Annotated in this window: 13 protein-coding genes and 1 other RNA gene; 3 read left to right on the forward strand and 11 right to left on the reverse strand. The window is 71.0% G+C overall.

The annotated features are described in order from the left end of the window. Positions 1-131: 131 nt before the first annotated feature. The 6 genes from EDF23_RS02915 to EDF23_RS02940 form a co-directional block, all read right to left on the reverse strand. Complete coding sequence (locus EDF23_RS02915; RefSeq protein ID WP_131920331.1) at positions 132-1559, reverse strand: UDP-glucose/GDP-mannose dehydrogenase family protein; 1428 nt, start codon at positions 1557-1559, stop codon at positions 132-134. Further along, positions 1556-3166 carry a glycosyl hydrolase gene (locus EDF23_RS02920; protein WP_131920333.1) on the reverse strand — a complete coding sequence of 537 codons (1611 nt, stop codon included), beginning with the start codon at positions 3164-3166 and terminating at the stop codon, positions 1556-1558. Before EDF23_RS02920 ends, EDF23_RS02915 begins: the two co-directional genes overlap by 4 nt. Further along, positions 3159-4760 (reverse strand): glycosyltransferase family 2 protein, encoded by a 1602-nt coding sequence (locus tag EDF23_RS02925; protein ID WP_131920334.1) that lies wholly within the window; start codon positions 4758-4760, stop codon positions 3159-3161. The genes EDF23_RS02920 and EDF23_RS02925 overlap by 8 nt, the downstream gene beginning before the upstream one ends. 503 nt (positions 4761-5263) lie before the next feature. Beyond that, on the reverse strand, positions 5264-8215 hold the full coding sequence (locus tag EDF23_RS02930) for a bifunctional [glutamine synthetase] adenylyltransferase/[glutamine synthetase]-adenylyl-L-tyrosine phosphorylase (RefSeq protein WP_131920336.1): 2952 nt from the start codon (positions 8213-8215) through the stop codon (positions 5264-5266). Between the two features lie 13 nt (positions 8216-8228). Continuing rightward, positions 8229-9566 carry a type I glutamate--ammonia ligase gene (glnA, locus tag EDF23_RS02935; protein WP_111087010.1) on the reverse strand — a complete coding sequence of 446 codons (1338 nt, stop codon included), beginning with the start codon at positions 9564-9566 and terminating at the stop codon, positions 8229-8231. 120 nt (positions 9567-9686) lie between these two features. Beyond that, positions 9687-9866 (reverse strand): SPOR domain-containing protein, encoded by a 180-nt coding sequence (locus EDF23_RS02940; RefSeq protein WP_111087009.1) that lies wholly within the window; start codon positions 9864-9866, stop codon positions 9687-9689. A gap of 184 nt (positions 9867-10050) precedes the next feature. Between EDF23_RS02940 and map the strand changes: the two genes are divergently transcribed. The 3 genes from map (at position 10051) to rnpB (ending at position 12333) form a co-directional block, all read left to right on the forward strand. Beyond that, the gene (gene map, locus EDF23_RS02945) at positions 10051-10914 is read left to right on the forward strand and encodes a type I methionyl aminopeptidase (RefSeq protein ID WP_123292854.1); all 864 of its coding nucleotides are present in this window, start codon (positions 10051-10053) and stop codon (positions 10912-10914) included. Between the two features lie 58 nt (positions 10915-10972). After that, positions 10973-11722 (forward strand): polyphosphate--glucose phosphotransferase, encoded by a 750-nt coding sequence (gene ppgK, locus EDF23_RS02950; protein WP_111087008.1) that lies wholly within the window; start codon positions 10973-10975, stop codon positions 11720-11722. A gap of 250 nt (positions 11723-11972) precedes the next feature. Further along, an RNA gene (gene rnpB / locus EDF23_RS02955) (RNase P RNA component class A) lies at positions 11973-12333 on the forward strand. 297 nt (positions 12334-12630) lie between these two features. Here the strand turns inward: rnpB and EDF23_RS02960 are convergent. The 5 genes from EDF23_RS02960 to EDF23_RS02980 form a co-directional block, all read right to left on the reverse strand. Next, a complete protein-coding gene (locus tag EDF23_RS02960) occupies positions 12631-13365 on the reverse strand; it encodes a hypothetical protein (protein WP_123340505.1) in 735 nt (244 codons plus the stop codon). Between the two features lie 2 nt (positions 13366-13367). After that, a complete protein-coding gene (locus EDF23_RS02965) occupies positions 13368-14213 on the reverse strand; it encodes a Nif3-like dinuclear metal center hexameric protein (RefSeq protein ID WP_131920338.1) in 846 nt (281 codons plus the stop codon). Between the two features lie 71 nt (positions 14214-14284). Beyond that, positions 14285-15367 carry a hypothetical protein gene (locus EDF23_RS02970; protein WP_131920340.1) on the reverse strand — a complete coding sequence of 361 codons (1083 nt, stop codon included), beginning with the start codon at positions 15365-15367 and terminating at the stop codon, positions 14285-14287. A 118-nt stretch (positions 15368-15485) separates the two neighbouring features. Continuing rightward, positions 15486-16064, reverse strand: a complete 579-nt coding sequence (locus EDF23_RS02975; RefSeq protein ID WP_131920342.1) for an alpha/beta fold hydrolase — start codon at positions 16062-16064, stop codon at positions 15486-15488. A 29-nt stretch (positions 16065-16093) separates the two neighbouring features. Further along, positions 16094-17053 (reverse strand): AraC family transcriptional regulator, encoded by a 960-nt coding sequence (locus tag EDF23_RS02980; protein ID WP_123292663.1) that lies wholly within the window; start codon positions 17051-17053, stop codon positions 16094-16096. Positions 17054-17113: the final 60 nt, after the last annotated feature.

Below are 17113 nucleotides of genomic sequence, written 5' to 3' on the forward strand. Positions count from 1 at the left end.
CGGGCGTACCTGGTCGAAAGTTCCGACCAGGTACGCCCGTTTCGACCACCTGTGCACGATCCGACCCGGCACCGCGCACACGGGAACGGGGTCCGTGCCGCCCGGCACGGACCCCGCTTCGCGAACGGTGACTAGCGAGCCGTGGCCAACGAGTCGTTCGTCCCCGCTGCGACGCTCACGGGTGCACCCGTGACCGGCGTGGGCCGCCCCAGGGAACGGACGGTCCACCCCGCTTTGACCCAGTCGTGGACCGGGAGGCAGTTGCGCGCGTCGATCACGACGCGGCGACCGACGAGGTCACCGAGGGCGACCGGGTCGGCGGTGATGATCTCGTCCCACTCGGTGAGCACCAGGACGACGTCGGCGCCCTCGATCGCGTCCGCCATCGACGCGGCGTAGCTCAGCGTCGGGAACGAGCGCTTCGCCGGCTCCATCGCCTCGGGGTCCCAGAGGGTGACCTGGGCGCCGCGCAGGTGGAGTGCAGCGGCCACGTTGAGCGCCGGGGAGTCCCGCACGTCGTCGGTCAGGGGCTTGAACGCGGCGCCGATGACGGCCACGCGACGGTTCAGCACCGATCCCCCGGCCGAGTCGATCGCCATGTCGATGACCCGCTGGCGCTGGCCCATGTTGATCTCGTCGACCTGCTGCATGAGGCCGACGACCTGGCCAGCACCGATCTCGTTCGCGCGGTACATGAGCGCCCGGATGTCCTTCGGCAGGCACCCGCCGCCGAACCCGAGGCCGGCGTTCAGGAACTTGCGGCCGATGCGGGCGTCGTGGCCGAGGGCGTCGGCGAGGGTCGACACGTCGGCGCCGGTGATCGCGCACATCTCGGAGATCGCGTTGATGAACGAGATCTTCGTGGCGAGGAACGCGTTGGCGCTCACCTTGACGAGCTCCGCGGTGGAGAGGTCGGTGGTGATGACCGGTGTGCCCTCGCTGATCGGCGCAGCGTAGACCTCGCGGATGACGGCGTCGGCAGCCTCGGACGCGCCGCCCCAGACCAGGCGGTCCGGGTGCAGGGTGTCCTCGACGGCCTTGCCCTCGCGGAGGAACTCCGGGTTCCAGATGAGCTCGGCGTCGATCCCCGAGGGGGTGAACTCGCGGACGATGCCGCGCAGTCGCGCCGCGGTGCCGACCGGGACCGTCGACTTGCCGACGATGAGTCCCGGGTGGGTGAGGTTCTCGGCGACGCCGCGGGTGGCGCTCTCGACGTACGCCAGGTTGGCGGCGTGCGAGCCCGCCTTCTGCGGGGTGCCGACGCAGACGAAGTGGACGTCCGCAGCGGCGACGGCCGAGGCGATGTCCGCCGTGAACCGGAGCTTGCCGCTCGCGACGTGCTTCGTGATGAGCTCGGGCAGGCCGGGTTCGAAGAACGGAACCTCGCCGGCGGACAACGCGGCGAGCTTCGCCGGGTCGACGTCCACGCCGATGGTCTCGAAGCCCATCTCGGCCATGGCGGCCGCGTGGGTGGCACCGAGGTAGCCGGTACCGATGACGCTGATGACGGGTGCGGGACGGGTGTCGGCCTGGTCGGGCGACTTCTTGGACGCGGTCATGGCGTGACCTCCTGCAGGTCGTAGTCGATGTCGTTGCGCTTGATGCCCTCGGCGAAGGCCGCCAGGGAGTCGGCTCGCGAGTTGAGCCGCCAGTCGTTCGTGGTGCGTGTGCCGTCGACGATCGTGGTCGCGGTCTCGCTGAAGTACGCGAAGCCGATGATGTCCGAGTTGGCGGGGTCGGCCAGGGCGTCGAAGAGCGAGTTGATCCACTGGGTCTTCTGGGGGTTCGAGACGCTGCCCCCGGTCTCGGTGGCCCCGATCTCGTTGAGCACGATGCCCTTGCCCGGCGCGACCTGCCGGATCTGGGCGAGCGTCGCACCGAAGGTGTTCTCGAAGGTCGGCTGCTCGGTGGCGTCACGGTAGTAGCCGCTCATGCCGACCCAGTCGACGTACTCGGCGCCCGGGTAGTAGTTCTGCATGTACTCGAGCGTCTGGTACTTCGCGTTGCCGAGCTTGTCGATGCGCGACGGCGACCAGTCCCAGATGGCGTACTGGTTCGCGCCGTTGGCCTGGAAGACGTTCCAGACGTGCTGCCACATCGCGGTGTACGAGCCGGCGGCGTTCTGCTGCTTCGCGGATTCGGACCAGTTGTACCACTGGCCGTTCATCTCGTGGTCGAACCGGATGACGAGCGGCTGGCCGTTCGCCGCCAGGGACTTGGCGTACTGCGTCAGGTAGGCGTCGAACTTGCCGGAGATGACGTCCTCGTTGGTGTAGCCCTCGACGTACGGCTCGTCGTTGCCCGTCTTCGCGGGCACCGACTCCCACGTCATCATCGGCAGACGACCGTTCGCCCACGAGCGCTGGACCGCGTTCTGGTTGAAGTCCTGGTCGAAGCCCTGGAAGAAGCCGACCATGTTCGTCGCCTTCCCCACCTCTTGCGAGACCTGGTCGTACTCGGACCAGTTGAACGGGGACTGCGCCGTGTACAGGCCGTACCAGCGGGACTGCTGCCCGAGGATGTCCGCCTTGGTCGGGACCGCCACGGGCGTGGTGCCCGGGTCGGTCGACGGGCCGGGGTTCGGGTTCGTGACCCCACCGGAGCCACCACCCGAGCCGCCGGAGCCGCCACTCGAACCCGACCCACCGGCCGAGCTACCGCCGGAACCGGAGCCGGAACCCGACCCGGACCCGTTGTCGGAGACGGCGGACCCGCCGGTCCCGGAACCCGAGCCGGAGCCCGAGGTGCCGGCCCCGTTCACACCGGAACCCGACGCGTTGACGGAGGACGAGCCTCCCGAGCCCTTCGCGGAACCGAGCTGGGACTGGAGCGACGCGACCTGCGCCTTGAGCTCCGTGATCTGGTCGCCACGCGACCCGGCCTGGGCGGTGCGGGAGTCGAGCTTGCCCTCGAGCGCCCAGATGCGGTCCTGGGCGGCGTCGAGCTGTGTCTGCAGTTCGGCGGCGGACACCTTCTTGGCCTTCGGGGCGGTGACCCCGAGGGCCTGGTGCACGGCGGTGGAGACGGGGCCGGCCGGGGAGACCCAGACCGACCACGTGATGAGGGCGAGGGCGAGGACGATGGCGGTCGTGCCGACGGCCGTCCAGCGGGCGTGCTTGCTCGACTGCGCCCACCAGGTACTGGAGGAGCGGATGATGTCAGACAATGAGGAAGGCCTCCAGGACGAAGATCGCGATGCCGATGCAGTACGGGATCGCGGCATACGGGTTGTACCGGCGGGCCTTCACGGGGGCGGTCCGTGGGGCTGCGGGCTGCACTGCTGCTGCGGCAGCGGCCTCGCGCCGGGTCGCGAGCACGGTCGTGGTGGAGTTGGTGGTGGCGTCGGCCCCGAAGAGCTCGTCGAACGCGCGGTCCACTGCCACCTGGTCGCTCCCGAGCGGCACGCGTCCGTCGACGGCCCGGGCACGGTCCGCGGCGTCGATCGGGCTGACCGGGGACTGGGTGCCGAAGGACGACGGCTGCGCGGCGTCGGACGGGTCCTCCTGCATCGGACCGCCGGCATAAGCGCCGGCGCGGGTCCCCCAGCCGGACGCGTGCGCCAGGCGGAAGAAGCCGATGAGCCGGATCGGCATGAGGAAGAACGTCGACACGATGATGAACATCGGCAGGCGGAAGAAGTCACTCGGCTTCTCGGCCAGGTGGCGCATCTGCCGGATGGCCATGCTGAGCACCGACGAGACGACCATCAGGGCGGCGACGTAGACGAAGCCCGTCGAGAAGCCGTACTGCGACAGGATGCCCTGGTACAGGTTCTCGCCCTGCCCGGTGAAGGCCCGGTAGATCCAACCGGCGATCACACCGAAGAGCATGAACGGCAGGATGATGTCGGTGATGAAGAACGCCGCGAGCACCGGGGCGTGACCGAGCATCCACGGCAGCATGCGCAACGTGTTGTACTGCGAGCCGCGGGCCCAGCGGAGCTGCTGCTTGAACAGCTTCTTCACCTGCAGCGGAGCGTCCGTGTAGACCAGCGAGGTGTACTGGTAGACGGTCCGGTACCCCTCCTTGAGCGTGAGGTTCGTGAGCGTGCGGTCGTCGGAGACCTCGAGGAACACACCCATGAACTTCTCGTGCATGAACTTGTCCATGACGCGCATCAGGATGCTCCGCCGGAAGGCGATCGTGCGCCCGGGCAGGCAGCCGATCTGCCCGAGGACGCTCTGCGCGGGCATCGAGTAGAGCGCCCGCGAGTTCTCGAGCCAGTCGGCCCAGCGGGTGATCCAGCTGCGCTCGGGTTCGAGGATGCGCTGCCGGGTCGTGACACCGCCGACGGACTCGTCGGCGAACGGCTTGAGGAGTTCCTCGAGCGCGCCGGGGGTCCAGACGGTGTCCGAGTCGACGAGCACCGTGATGTCGCCGTTGGACATCTCGGTGCCGACCTTGACGGCGTTCCGCTTGCCCGGGATGGGCGTGTGGGTCCAGCGGACGAGCGGGGCGAACTCGTCGCAGACGGCTTCGAGCGCCTCGTTGCGGGCGCCGTTGATGACGACGATGATCTCGCCGGGTCGCTGCTCGACCATGCGACCGATGACGTCGCGGAACAGGTCGAGCGGTTCGTCCACGACGGGGACGACGACGCTGGTGGTACCGACGAAGGTGCCGGTGAACGGGCGGTAGCGGGCGGAGATGACGACCTTGACCAACCAGAGCAACCAGATCACCGCGGAGTACACGGCGAACAGGTAGAACTCGGGGTGGCCTTCGACCATCTGCCTGATCTGCAGAATGAAGGTGAACACTGATCCCTGCTTCAACGTTCGAGGTGGAGATTCCGCGACGTTGGGGAATCAGGGTCGGTTCGGGTGACCCCATTGACGCAGAAACCTGAACCCCAGCGCAACGCGACCCCCGTCCGGGGGCGTTTCGAACGCGTTACGGGGTACACACTTGTCCCCATCTCCACCGGGACCGGTGGTCCCCCCTCGTGCTGACAGCACTCCTGCGGACCGCGTTCACCCTGCCACTCACCCTGGTGGGCGGCGATTGCTGCCGGGAGGCGCGGATCACCACCCTGGGAAACCCCTGTTCAGGACATGGTCACCGGGCGAGTCGGCGCGGACCTCTGGCACGTCTGCCGGCGGCCCGGCGCGTGGTGGTCACGGCGAAGTAACGACGGACCCGTCTGTCCGAATCGGGGTACAGTCCGAAACGAACGGGGGACGGTGCGCGACACGGGGAATTAACCTGCGACGACTCGTCACCTTCGCGTCCGGGGAGCACGCCCGGGCGTGTCGGTGCCGCGTCAGGCGCCGTAGAACTCGCGCTCGAAGACCTGCCGCGCACGTCGGGTGACGCCGAGGTAGTCCTCTTCGAGCTCGCTCGCCGAGCCGGGCGGGTACTCCATCAGCCGCGCGACGCCCTCGAGCTGGACGCGGTCGACGGGCAGGACGTCGGTGGTCTTCCCTGACCAGAGCACCAGCGCACTGCGCGTCCGCGAGGCGAAACGCCAGGCAGCCCCGAGCCGCTCGCCGTCGTCGGCACTGACGAACCCGGCGGCCACGGCGCCGTCGAGCGCCTCGAGGGTCGAGGTCGTGCGGAGCGCGGGGAACTCGAGGGCGTGCTGCAGCTGCAGGAGCTGGACGAACCACTCGACGTCACTGAGCGATCCGCGCCCGAGCTTCAGGTGGCGAGCCGGATCGGCCCCGCGTGGCAGCCGCTCGGACTCGACGCGGGCCTTGATCCGCCGGACCTCGCGCACCTCGTTCTCGTCGATCCGCTCCGGGTAGCGCGTGCGGTCGGCCAGGTGCTCGAAGTCCCGGAGCAGCTGGGCATCCCCCACGGCGCCACGGGCACGGAGCAGCGCCTGCGCCTCCCACGTCAGCGACCACCGGGCGTAGTAGGCGCCGTAGGACTCGAGCGTGCGCGCCACCGGGCCGTTCTTGCCCTCGGGGCGCAGGTCGATGTCGAGGTCGAGCGGGTGGACGGTGTCCTCGGTGAGCCGGTTCAGCTCGCGCACGATGGTCTGTGCCGTCCGGGAGGCCACCTCGGTCGCCAGGTCCGGGGCGCGGTACACGTAGAGGACGTCGGCGTCGGAGCCGAAGCCGAGCTCTCGCCCGCCGTAGCGGCCCATCGCGATGATCCCGAACTCGAAGTCCGCGGGGGCGTCCCGTCGGGCGAGCGCGAGGGCCCCGGCGAGCGTCGCTTCGGTCACGTCGGTGAGTGCAGCGCCCAGGGCGTCCACGTCGAGGTGGCCGAGCACCGCGGCCATGCCGAGGCGGAGGGTCTCGCGGCGGCGCGCCGAGCGCAGCAGACTGGCCGCACCGTCGACGTCGTTGCCGTGCCGCGCGGTCGTCGCGGTCATCTCGGCGAGCAACGAGTCCATCGGGCGGGCACGCAGGAGCGACTCGGGCTCGTCGAGCCAGGCGACGGCCTCCGGGAACCGCTCGAGGAGACCGGACAGGAACGCCGACTCCGACAGCACGGTGGTCAGCGAGTGCGCAGCCCCGGACGAGTCGCGGAGCATCCGGAGGAACCAGCTGGACTCCCCCAGGGTGTCGCTGAGCCGTCGGAACGCCAACAGTGCCCGGTCCGGCGCCGGCCCCTCGGCCATCCACCGCAGGAGCACCGGCAGCAGGTTCCGCTGGATCGCCGCACGTCGACTCGTGCCCTGTGTGAGCGCCCGGATGTGCCGCAGCGCACCGGGCGGGTCGACGAACCCGACGCCTGCGAGCCGGTCGACGACCTGGTCGTCGGTCAGCACGATCTCGCCCTCGGTCGTGGCGACGGCGGACAGGAGCGGACGGTAGAACAGCCGCTCGTGGAGGCCGCGGACCTCGAGCTTGACCGCACGCCACCGGGTCTCGAGGGCTGCGGCCGAGGTGGCCAGACCACTCGACCGGGCGAGGACGCGGAGTTCTTCCTCGTCGGTCGGCATCAGGTGCGTCCGCTGCAGTCGGCGGAGCTGGATGCGGTGCTCGAGGACCCGGAGCAGCGCGTAGTCCGGACCGAAGTGGGCGGCCTCGGCGCGTCCGACGTACCCGGCGGCGGTCAGGGCGTCCATCGCCTCGAGGGTGGAACGGACCCGAACGGACTCGTCGTCACGACCGTGCACGAGCTGCAGGAGCTGCACGGTGAACTCGACGTCGCGCAGGCCGCCCGGACCGAGCTTGAGCTGCCGGTCGACCTCGCCGTCGGGGATGTGGTCGGTGACGCGCTCGCGCATCCGCTGCACCGACTCGACGAACCCGGGGCGCGCCGACGAGCTCCAGACGAACGGTGCGACGGCCTCGGCGTAACGCGCGCCAAGGTCGGCCGAGCCGGCGATCGGCCGGGCCTTGAGGAGCGCCTGGAACTCCCACGACTTCGCCCAGCGCTCGTAGTACGCGACGTGCGAGTCGAGCGTGCGGACCAGGGCACCGTCCTTGCCCTCCGGTCGCAGGTTCGCGTCGACCTCCCACAGACCGGGTTCGGCGGCCAGGTCGGTGATCGCGTGGGTCGCGGCGATCGCGATCCGCGTCGAGATGCGGACGGCACGGTCGGTGTCGATGTCGTCGGTGGCCTCGGTGACGAAGATGACGTCGACGTCGCTGACGTAGTTGAGCTCGCGTGCGCCGGCCTTGCCCATCGCGATCACCGCGAGCGGGGTCGCAGCGACGTCGGCCGCTGGGAACGGCACCTCGCGCCGGGCGACGTCGACCGCGGCGTCGAGCGCTGCGCCGGCCAGGTCGGCCAGTCCGGCAGCGACGGCCGGGAACGCCTCGGTCGGCGACGAGTGCAGCACGTCGTACAGGGCGATCTGCGCGAGGTGCCGGCGGTACCGCACCCGCAGGCACATCCGTGCGTCCTCGCCGGTGGCGCCGTCGATCGCCTCGAGCAGGGACGCCGTGTAGCGCTCCTGCGACCACGGCGCGACGACGGGCTCGAGCAGCAGTGCGAGTTCGGCAGGACGACGGTGCAGGAACTCGCCGAGACCGACCGAGGCGCCGAGCAGGCGGATCAGCCGCTCCGTCGCCGCCTCGTCCGTCAGGACGGGGCGGAGCTCGTCCGGAGCACGCTCCAACAGCCGTTCCAGCAGCCGCAGCGCGCCGTCGGGATCCGCGGTGATGCCCCAGAGCGCCGGGGTGCCGCTCACCGGCAGCGGCACGACGGAGCCGAACCGCGCCTCCAGGTCGGCGATCCGCTCCAGGCTCTCCGACAGCTCGGCGAAGCCCAGGCGGGCCAACTCGGAACGCGACGACGTCGTCCGACCGGTCATGTGGTGCGCTCGCTCAGAGGGCGCCGAGGTTGGTGTCGAGCTCGAACGGCGTGACCTGGTCGCGGTAGCGCTTCCACTCCTGGCGCTTGTTGAGGAGCACGAAGTTGAACACGTGCTCGCCCAGCGTCTCGGCGACGAGCTCGGAGTCCTCCATCAGGCTGAGGGCGTGGTCGAGGCTCGACGGCAGCTGGCTGTACCCGAGGGCACGACGCTCGGCGTCGGTGAGGCTCCAGACGTCGTGCTCGGCCTCGGCCGGCAGCTCGTACTCTTCCTCGATGCCCTTGAGCCCCGCAGCGAGCAGCAGCGAGTACGCCAGGTACGGGTTCGCTGCCGAGTCGATGCCGCGGTACTCGATGCGCGAGGACTGACCCTTGTTGGGCTTGTACAGCGGCACGCGCACGAGCGCCGAACGGTTGTTGTGGCCCCAGGTCACGAAGGACGGGGCTTCGTCGCCACCCCAGAGGCGCTTGTACGAGTTCACGAACTGGTTCGTGACCGCGGTGATCTCGGGTGCGTGCTTGAGCACACCGGCGATGAAGTGCTTGGCGGTCCGGGACAGCTGGTACTCGCCGCCGGCCTCGTAGAACGCGTTCTGGTCGCCCTCGAAGAGCGAGACGTGCGTGTGCATGCCCGAACCCGGCTGGCCGGAGATCGGCTTCGGCATGAACGTCGCGTAGACGCCCTGCTCGATCGCGACCTCTTTCACGACCGTGCGGAAGGTCATGATGTTGTCCGCCATCGTCAGTGCGTCGGCGTAGCGGAGGTCGATCTCGTTCTGGCCAGGCCCGGCCTCGTGGTGGCTGAACTCCACCGAGATGCCGAGGTCCTCGAGCATCCGGACGGAACGGCGACGGAAGTCGTGCGCGCTGCCGCCGGGGACGTTGTCGAAGTAGCCGGCCTGGTCGACGGGCTGCGGCCCGCCGTCCTTCCACTCGCGGCTCTTGAGCAGGTAGAACTCGATCTCGGGGTGCGTGTAGAACGTGAAGCCACGCTCGCTCGCCCGGGCCAACGTGCGCTTCAGCACGTTGCGCGGGTCGGCGACGGCGGGCTGGCCGTCCGGCGTCGTGATGTCGCAGAACATCCGCGCGGTCGGGTCGACCTCGCCGCGCCATGGCAGGATCTGGAACGTCGAGGGGTCCGGGTGCGCGAGCACGTCGGCCTCGTACGAGCGGGACAGGCCCTCGATCGCGGAGCCGTCGAACCCGATGCCCTCGGCGAAGGCACCCTCGACCTCGGCCGGGGCGATCGCCACCGACTTCAGCGTCCCGATGACGTCCGTGAACCAGAGTCGGATGAACTTGATGCCGCGCTCCTCGATGGTGCGGAGCACGAAGTCCGTCTGCTTGTCCATGCACGACCTTTCCGTGTATCGGGTGGCCGCGGGCGGGCCTCGTCCCAGGCTAGTGGTCCCGCGGCGTGCGCGGGGCCGTGCGACGCGTCAGTGGTCCGTCACCGTGCCGTCGCCGGTGCGTCACTGGTCGTCGGCGTCCCACTTCTCGTTGTTCGCCGCGATCCGGTCGAGCGCGTGCTGCGCTTCCTCGCGCGTGTCGAACGGGCCGATGCGGTCACGCTGCGGGGACTGCGGACCCTGCTCGACCTGACCGGTCTTGTCGTTGAACCACCACTGGGACTCGATGCGTTCGTCGCTCATGCCGCCCACCGTACCCAGGTGACGGCCTGGAGGCCCGGTGCCGGCCCGGCGGACCGGCACCGGGCCTCCAGGCAGTCGCGCTCACCCCGTCGGGCCGCACCGGAGGGCGGTCACGCCCACCCCGTCGGGCCGCACCGTGGGGCGGTTGCGCTCGGCGCGTCGCGCCGCGGCTAGAGTGGTCGGCATGCCCCGGGACGAACACGGACACCTGACCGCCGGCCGCGTCTCCCCGCTCCGGACCGTCCCGAAGGACATCGAACGCCCGGAGTACGTCGGCAAGGTCGAACCGCACGAGCACGGCCTCGGTGACACGTACTCCCCCGACGAGGTCGAGCGCATCCGCACCGCCGGCCGCATCGCGTCCCAGGCCATCGACGCCGTCGGCGCGGCGATCCGTCCCGGCGTGACCACCGACGAACTCGACCGCATCGGCCACGACTTCGTCGTCGCACACGGCGCCTACCCGTCGACGCTCGGGTACCGCGGGTACCCGAAGTCACTGTGCTCGAGCCTCAACGAGGTCATCTGCCACGGCATCCCCGACGACACCGTCCTGCAGGAGGGCGACCTCGTCAACATCGACATCACCGCCTACAAGGACGGGATGCACGGCGACACGAACCGCACGTTCATCGTCGGACAGGCGTCGCAGGAGGTGTCGGACCTGGTGACGCGGACCGAAGAGGCGCTCCGACGCGGCATCAAGGCCGTCGCCCCCGGCCGGCAGGTGAACGTCATCGGCCGCGCCATCGAGGCGTACGCGAAGCGCTTCGGCTACGGAGTCGTCCGCGACTACACCGGCCACGGAGTCGGTCGTGCCTTCCACTCCGGCCTGATCATCCCGCACTACGACGCGCCGCAGTACGACGACGTCATCGAGCAGGGCATGGTGTTCACCATCGAACCCATGTTGACCCTCGGCGGGATCGAGGCCGACATCTGGTCCGACGACTGGACGGTCTCGACGCGCGACAAGTCGTGGACCGCGCAGTTCGAGCACACCCTCGTCGTCACCGAACGCGGCGCGGAGCTCCTCACCGTCTCCTGACCGGACACCCCTTCCTGACCGGGCACTCCGGCAGGCAACCGAAAGGCACGACAACCTCATGACCTCCCTCGCAGTCGGCGTCGACATCGGTGGTACGGGCATCAAGGGCGCGATCGTCGACGTCGCGTCCGGTGAACTGACCACGGACCGCATCAAGAAGGCCACCCCGGAAGGCGGGAAGCCCCACGACATCACCGCCGTCGTCGCCTCGATCCTCGACGAGCTCGCACCCGCGGCCGACGTCCCCGTCGGCGTGTGCTTCCCCGCGATCGTGCGGGACGGAAAGACCATGTCGGCTGCGAACGTCTCGAAGAAGTGGATCGGCTTCGAGGCCGAGGCGCTGTTCGAGAAGGAGCTCGGCCGCGCGATCCACTTCGTCAACGACGCCGACGCCGCCGGGTTCGCCGAGCAGCAGTTCGGCGCGGCGAAGGGCAAGGACGGCCTGGTGATCGTGACGACGCTGGGCACCGGGATCGGCAGCGCGCTCATCAACGACGGTGTGCTCATCGTGAACTCGGAGCTCGGACACCTGGAGATCGACGGGCACGACGCCGAGTCGCGCGCGTCCTTCGCTGCCAAGGAGCGCGACGACCTGTCGTGGAAGCACTGGGCGAAGCGCCTGCAGACCTACTACTCGACGCTCGAGGCCCTGCTCTCCCCCGAGCTCTTCGTCGTCGGCGGCGGCGTGTCGAAGCAGTACGAGGAGTTCCTGCCGCTGCTCGACCTGCAGGCGGAGATCATCCCCGCGACCCTGCGCAACAACGCCGGCATCATCGGCGCCGCGACCCTGGCTGCCCGGAGCGCCTGACCCGGCGGTCGGTCGGACGATCGGACGGTCGGGCCTGCACTGGCCTGCACCGTGCGGCGTGGGAGGTGTTCGGTGCGGTTCGACGCGCCCGGCCGCTGGCGCCGAGGTTCCACGACTCGCCGACTGCGGTGCGCCGAGGTTCCACGGAGCCCCCTCGTGCGCGCCGACATGCCGAGATCTCGGAACCTCGGGGCGCGGGCACGGGCGGGCTCGGGCACGGGCGCGGGGCCGGTAGACTCGGACCTGCGAATGGGTCGGTGAGACGGTCGCGTCACTCCTCCGGGAGTGCCGAGGAACGTCCGGGCTCCACAGAGCAGGGCGGTGGGTAACACCCACCCGGAGCAATCCGCGAGACAGTGCCACAGAAAGCAGACCGCCGGCGGCAACGTCGGTAAGGGTGAAACGGTGGTGTAAGAGACCACCAGGGGTCCGGGTGACCGGATCCGCTCGGTAAACCTCGCCCGGAGCAAGGTCAGACAGAGGACGCTGAGGCTGCTCGCCGAGTCCTCGGGTAGACCGCTGGAGGCCGACGGCAACGTCGGTCCGAGAGAGATGGCCGTCACCGCCGTGCAAGCGGCGGGACAGAACCCGGCGTACGGCCGGCCCATTCGCCCCACGTGCAGCGCTCGCGATCCCGTGCGAGGTTGACCACTCCGTGCGCCGCAACAACGCCGCACCGAGCGTGCAAGCTCGCACCAGGCGAGAGACCCCGCACCGTGCACCGCCACACCCCGAGCCCGCGCCTGCGCCGACAGACCCGCACGGTGCGACGTTCGCGACCCCGTGCGAGGTTAACCACTCCGTGCGCCGCAACAAGCTCGCACCGAGCGTGCAAGCTCGCACCAGGCGACAGACGGCAGGCGCGGTGCCGGCTGGCACCGCGCCTGCCGTCGGCAGCGTGCGAGCGCCTACAGCCCGGACTCGGCCGTCCGCACCAGGATCGCGTCGCTGTCCGGGCACAGCACGACATCGTCCGGCGCGGCCCGGCGGATGTCCTGCAGGTCCGAGTTGTTCAGCGCCACGCCAGACGCCGTCGACACCCCACCCTGCAGCAGCGAAGCGCCGAAGCCGTAGCGGGCACGCTGCCGGTCGTAGAGCGCGAGCAGCTCGGCCGGCACCTTCGCGGCGACGTCGGCCCGGGCCTGCTCGGCAGAGGCGCGGTCGGACGACAGCCGCGCGATCTCGGCGTCACGCTCGGCGACCAGGCCGGAGCGGGCGGCCTCGACGTCGGCGAGCTGCGCCTCGATGTCGCCGACCCGGGCGCGGAGCCCGTCGAGGTTCTCCATGACCTCGAGCTCGGCGGTCTCGAGGCCACCGATGCGGCGCTGCAGCGACTCGAGCTCGTTCTGCAGCCCGGTCGCGTCCTTCGAGTTCGACACGTTCTGCAGCATCGTGGTGTCTCGTTCGACGCGGGCCTGCGCGGTGGCGGTGTCGGACTCCAGGCGAGCGAGCTCGCGTTCGGCGTCCTCGACCAGGCCGGTGGCGGCGACGAGTTCGCTGCGCAGCCCGGCGGCCTTGGTGCCGAGTCCGGTGAGCTGGTCGCCCTTCTGCAGCGACGTGATGCGGTGCGCGATGCGGGTGACGTCGTTGTCGAGTCGTTGGACGTCGAGGAGGATGACCTGGTCCTCGGGTGCTGCCTTCATGGTCAGACTCCTTCAGTGGGGGTGGTGGGTTCGGCCGCCGGCAGGACGGCGAAGTCCCACGGGTCGGTGCGGAGGTCGCTCACGGTGACCCGGACGCCTGCGGCCTGGCGCAGTTGCGCGGCCGCGACGTCGAGCCAGAGCCACTCGGTGGCCCAGTGCGAGGTGTCGATGAGGGCGGGACCGCCGCCGAGCAGTGCCTGCTCGCGGAACTCGGACGCCGGGTGGTGGCGGAGGTCGCTCGTGATGTACACGTCGGCAGCGAGGACGGCCGGGTGGCCGAGCAACGAGTCCCCCGCGCCGGCGCACAGTGCCACGGTGCGGACGGGCTGGTCGAAGTCGCCGGACACCCGGACCCCGGTCGCGGTAGGCGGCAGCAGGTCGACGAGCTTCCGTGCCAGGGCGCCGAGGGTCGTGCCCTCGGCGAGGACCCCGACGCGGCCGATGCCCGTCGCGGGGTCGGCTCCGGCGTCGAGCGGTCGCTGGTCGGTCAGGCCGATCCGGTCGGCGAGCACGGCCGAGGTCCCCGTGGTGACGACGTCGGCGTTGGTGTGGGCCGCGATCAGGGCGCTGCCACCGCGCACGAGGGTCGCGAGGACGCTGCCCTTGTACGTCGACTCGGCGATCGTCGTGACGCCGCGCAGCAGCAACGGGTGGTGCGTGAGGAGGAGCCCGGCACCGAGCTCGACCGCTTCACGTGCGGTCGCGGGGACGGCGTCGACGGCCAGGTGGACGTGCTCGACGGTGGCGTCCGGGTCCCCGGCGACCAGCCCGACGGCGTCCCACGACTCGGCTCCTGCGGCGGGCCACAGGTCTTCGATCACGGCCTGGAGTTCGCGGAGCGTCGGCATCCGGTCAGTCTACCGAGGCGACCGCGTCGGCACCGGCAGCCGGTCCGCGCGGGGTGATCCGGGCCTCCCGGTCAGCGGCGACCGAGCGCACGGAGCAAGCCGGCGACGAGTCGCGACCACCAGCCGGGCCGGGCCGGCTCGTCGGTGCCGGTTTCGGTGTCGACGCTCGCCGGTGCGGCCGTCTCGACGACGGGCACGGCGATCACGTCCGGCAGCACGACGGGCGTGCTCGCGGTCGTGCCCTGGTGGGCGGTGAGAGCGGCCGCGAACGCGGCACGGTCGATGACCGTCGGCCCGGTGGCGGGCTGGACGAGCGGCGTGGGTCGCGTGTTCGCGGACACCGGCGACACGGCCGGGAGGCCCAGCACCGGTCGCACGGGCTCGTCTCGTTCCGGGGCGACCAGCGCCACGGCCGGTGTCGCCGTGACGACGTCGGCTCCCGGTGCGGCTGCTGCCGCCGGTGCGGGGCGGACCACGGCCACCGTGGGAGCGGGGGCGACGCCGGTCACGACGCCGACCGGAGCGGTCGCGGCACGGCGGGCGGCTGCGCGGTCGCGACGGTCCGACTCGGCGGCGGCGTCCTCGAGCAGGTCCGCGAAGACGGTCTGGGCGAAGGCCCGGGCTGCGGTCACCTCGGGGTCGTCCGCGCCGTCGACGGTGGCCTCCCAGGCGGCGAGGCGGGCGAGGTCCTCGTCGCGGCGACGGACCTCGTCCTCGAGCAGGACGATCCGCTCGATGGTGCTGCGACCGGTGGACGACGAGACCTCGATCGCGAGGTCCTCGATGCGCAGGGCGAGACGCTCCGGCGGTTCGGGGAACGACGGTGCGCAGACGGCGGCGTGCCGGGCGCGGTCGCGGCGGAACGCTGGGGCTGCGGGCGCGGTGGTGGCTTCGGGCGCGGTGCTGGCTTCAGGCGCGGTGCTGGCTTCGGGCGCGGTGCTGGCGTCCGTCGTCTGGACAGCGGTGGCGTCCGGCGTCTGGACAGCGGTGGCGTCGGCCACGGCGCCGGGGCGCTGCACCGGGCCGGTGACGGGCGGGACCACGAGGTCCGCCACGTACGGCGTGCGCGTCGCCGGGGCGTCGCGGAGCCACTCCTCGACCTCGCGACCGAACGGGTCGACGAGGGGGGTGCGTGCACCGGACTGGGTCTCCATGTCCGAAGGATAAATATCGCGCGCGCCGAAACTCGGGACATCCGCGGTGTGTCGCAGCAATCCCTGCCATATCGCCCCGAACGTGAACGGCGTGTCGCCCGTCGCCCCGGGGGTCGGGTCAGAGCGTCCGCTCGAACGCGCCGAGGAGCTCCCGACCGGCGGGCCAGGCGCCGACACCGCTGGCGACGTTGACGTGGCCGAGCGGGCCGACCCGGAGTACCGCGGCCCCCATCGTCTCCGCGAACGCCAGAGCACGGTCGGCGGTGCAGTACGGGTCGTCGTCGCTCACCACCAGGCGGGTCGGAACGCGGGCCGCTGCGGTGCCGGCCGGGATCGGGCGGGGCGCGGCGAACCCGGAGGCGGCCACGGGGAAGCCCGGTGCCGCGGGGTCCGGCGGCGCGACGAGGAAGGCGCCGGCGACGGCGGGACCGGCGGCGCCCGCGGCGGCAGCTGCTGCGAGCCAATCGGCGACGGCGAGGACCCCCAGGCTGTGCGCGACGAGCACCGGCGGTTCGGCGCACGACGCGACCGCGCGGGAGATGGCGTCTCGCCAGTCCCCCGGGTCCGGCTCACCCCAGGACGCCGGTGCGATGCGGACGGCGTCGTCGCCACGCTCCCGCTGCCAGACGGACTGCCAGTGCTCCGCGTCGGAGTTCCAGATCCCGGGCACGATCACCCACGGTCGAGGTCTGCTCACCCGGGCAGCGTAGCGAACCCCGGACGGACCTAGCGCTGCAGTGTGTCGCGCGGGTACTCGGAGAAGCGCGCTGCGTACGCCGCCGAGAACCGACCGAGGTGCGCGAAGCCCCACCGCATCGCCACGCTCGCCACGGTCAGGTCGCCCGTCGACGCACGGCGGAGCTCCTCGCGCACCCGGTCGAGACGGATCCCGCGGAGCATCGCGTTCGGGGCCGTGCCGACCTGCCGCTGGAACGCCTGCTGCAGGCCGCGGACGCTCAGCCCGACGTGCTCGGCGACGTCGGTGGTCGAGATCGGCGTGTGCGCGAAGGCGTGCATGTACTCGACGGCCTCGCGGACACGGCCCGTGGCGCCCTGCGGCAGGGGGACGTCCGGGGCCAGCAGCTTGTGCGGGAAGGTCCGGAGCAGGGACTGGGCGGTGTCCCGTGCGACCTCGGCCAGGGCGAGCGAACTGACCGACGCCCGACCGAGCACGACCGCCGCGGCACGCTGGACCTGCACGTTCCAGCCCCGCAGGTCGGCCGTGCGCGGCGTCGCCGTGTGGTCGAAGACGAGTGGGCCCGGCTGCGCACCGTGGACCTCGGCCGCGACGCGCTCCAGGGCGGTGCGGTCGAACTGCACCAGGCTCTGCCGGACGTCCTGCAGGTCGAAGGCGAAGGGACGGCCGGTCGGGAACATCATCGGGGTGGCGGGCGTGAACGCGACCTCTTGCCGGCCGATGTCGACGCGCCCGCCGCCGTCCGTGATCCACATGACGACGTACTCGTCGCGGACGTCCAGCTCACCCTGCATCCGCGCGTCGAACCGGGTCGACCGGAACGACATCACGTCGTCGCCGACGACGCGGAAACGGTACGCGAACGGACGCTCCGTGCGGGTCGCGGTGAAGCCCACACTGGCGTAGGCGTCCTCGTACATGTGCACGGCAGCGTCGAGATCGGCCCCCGACGTCTCGAAGCTGATCCTGGGATCCGGTTCGGCTGTCATCGCGCGAATCGTGACACGGCGGCCAGGAACCCCGGGAATCCCCCGCGGCACCTTGCGGAT

Origin of the sequence: Curtobacterium sp. PhB128, from assembly GCF_004340725.1 — a bacterium.
Taxonomy (GTDB): Bacteria; Actinomycetota; Actinomycetes; order Actinomycetales; family Microbacteriaceae; genus Curtobacterium.

What these genes read in the sequence shown, in the direction of transcription:
- EDF23_RS02970 (WP_131920340.1), bottom strand. Translation starts at nt 15,367, where the DNA reads ATGGAGACCCAGTCCGGTGCACGCACCCCCCTCGTCGACCCGTTCGGT.
- EDF23_RS02930 (WP_131920336.1), bottom strand. Translation starts at nt 8,215, where the DNA reads ATGACCGGTCGGACGACGTCGTCGCGTTCCGAGTTGGCCCGCCTGGGC.
- EDF23_RS02965 (WP_131920338.1), bottom strand. Translation starts at nt 14,213, where the DNA reads ATGCCGACGCTCCGCGAACTCCAGGCCGTGATCGAAGACCTGTGGCCC.
- EDF23_RS02940 (WP_111087009.1), bottom strand. Translation starts at nt 9,866, where the DNA reads ATGAGCGACGAACGCATCGAGTCCCAGTGGTGGTTCAACGACAAGACC.
- EDF23_RS02915 (WP_131920331.1), bottom strand. Translation starts at nt 1,559, where the DNA reads ATGACCGCGTCCAAGAAGTCGCCCGACCAGGCCGACACCCGTCCCGCA.
- EDF23_RS02960 (WP_123340505.1), bottom strand. Translation starts at nt 13,365, where the DNA reads ATGAAGGCAGCACCCGAGGACCAGGTCATCCTCCTCGACGTCCAACGA.
- ppgK (WP_111087008.1), top strand. Translation starts at nt 10,973, where the DNA reads ATGACCTCCCTCGCAGTCGGCGTCGACATCGGTGGTACGGGCATCAAG.
- glnA (WP_111087010.1), bottom strand. Translation starts at nt 9,566, where the DNA reads ATGGACAAGCAGACGGACTTCGTGCTCCGCACCATCGAGGAGCGCGGC.
- EDF23_RS02980 (WP_123292663.1), bottom strand. Translation starts at nt 17,053, where the DNA reads ATGACAGCCGAACCGGATCCCAGGATCAGCTTCGAGACGTCGGGGGCC.
- map (WP_123292854.1), top strand. Translation starts at nt 10,051, where the DNA reads ATGCCCCGGGACGAACACGGACACCTGACCGCCGGCCGCGTCTCCCCG.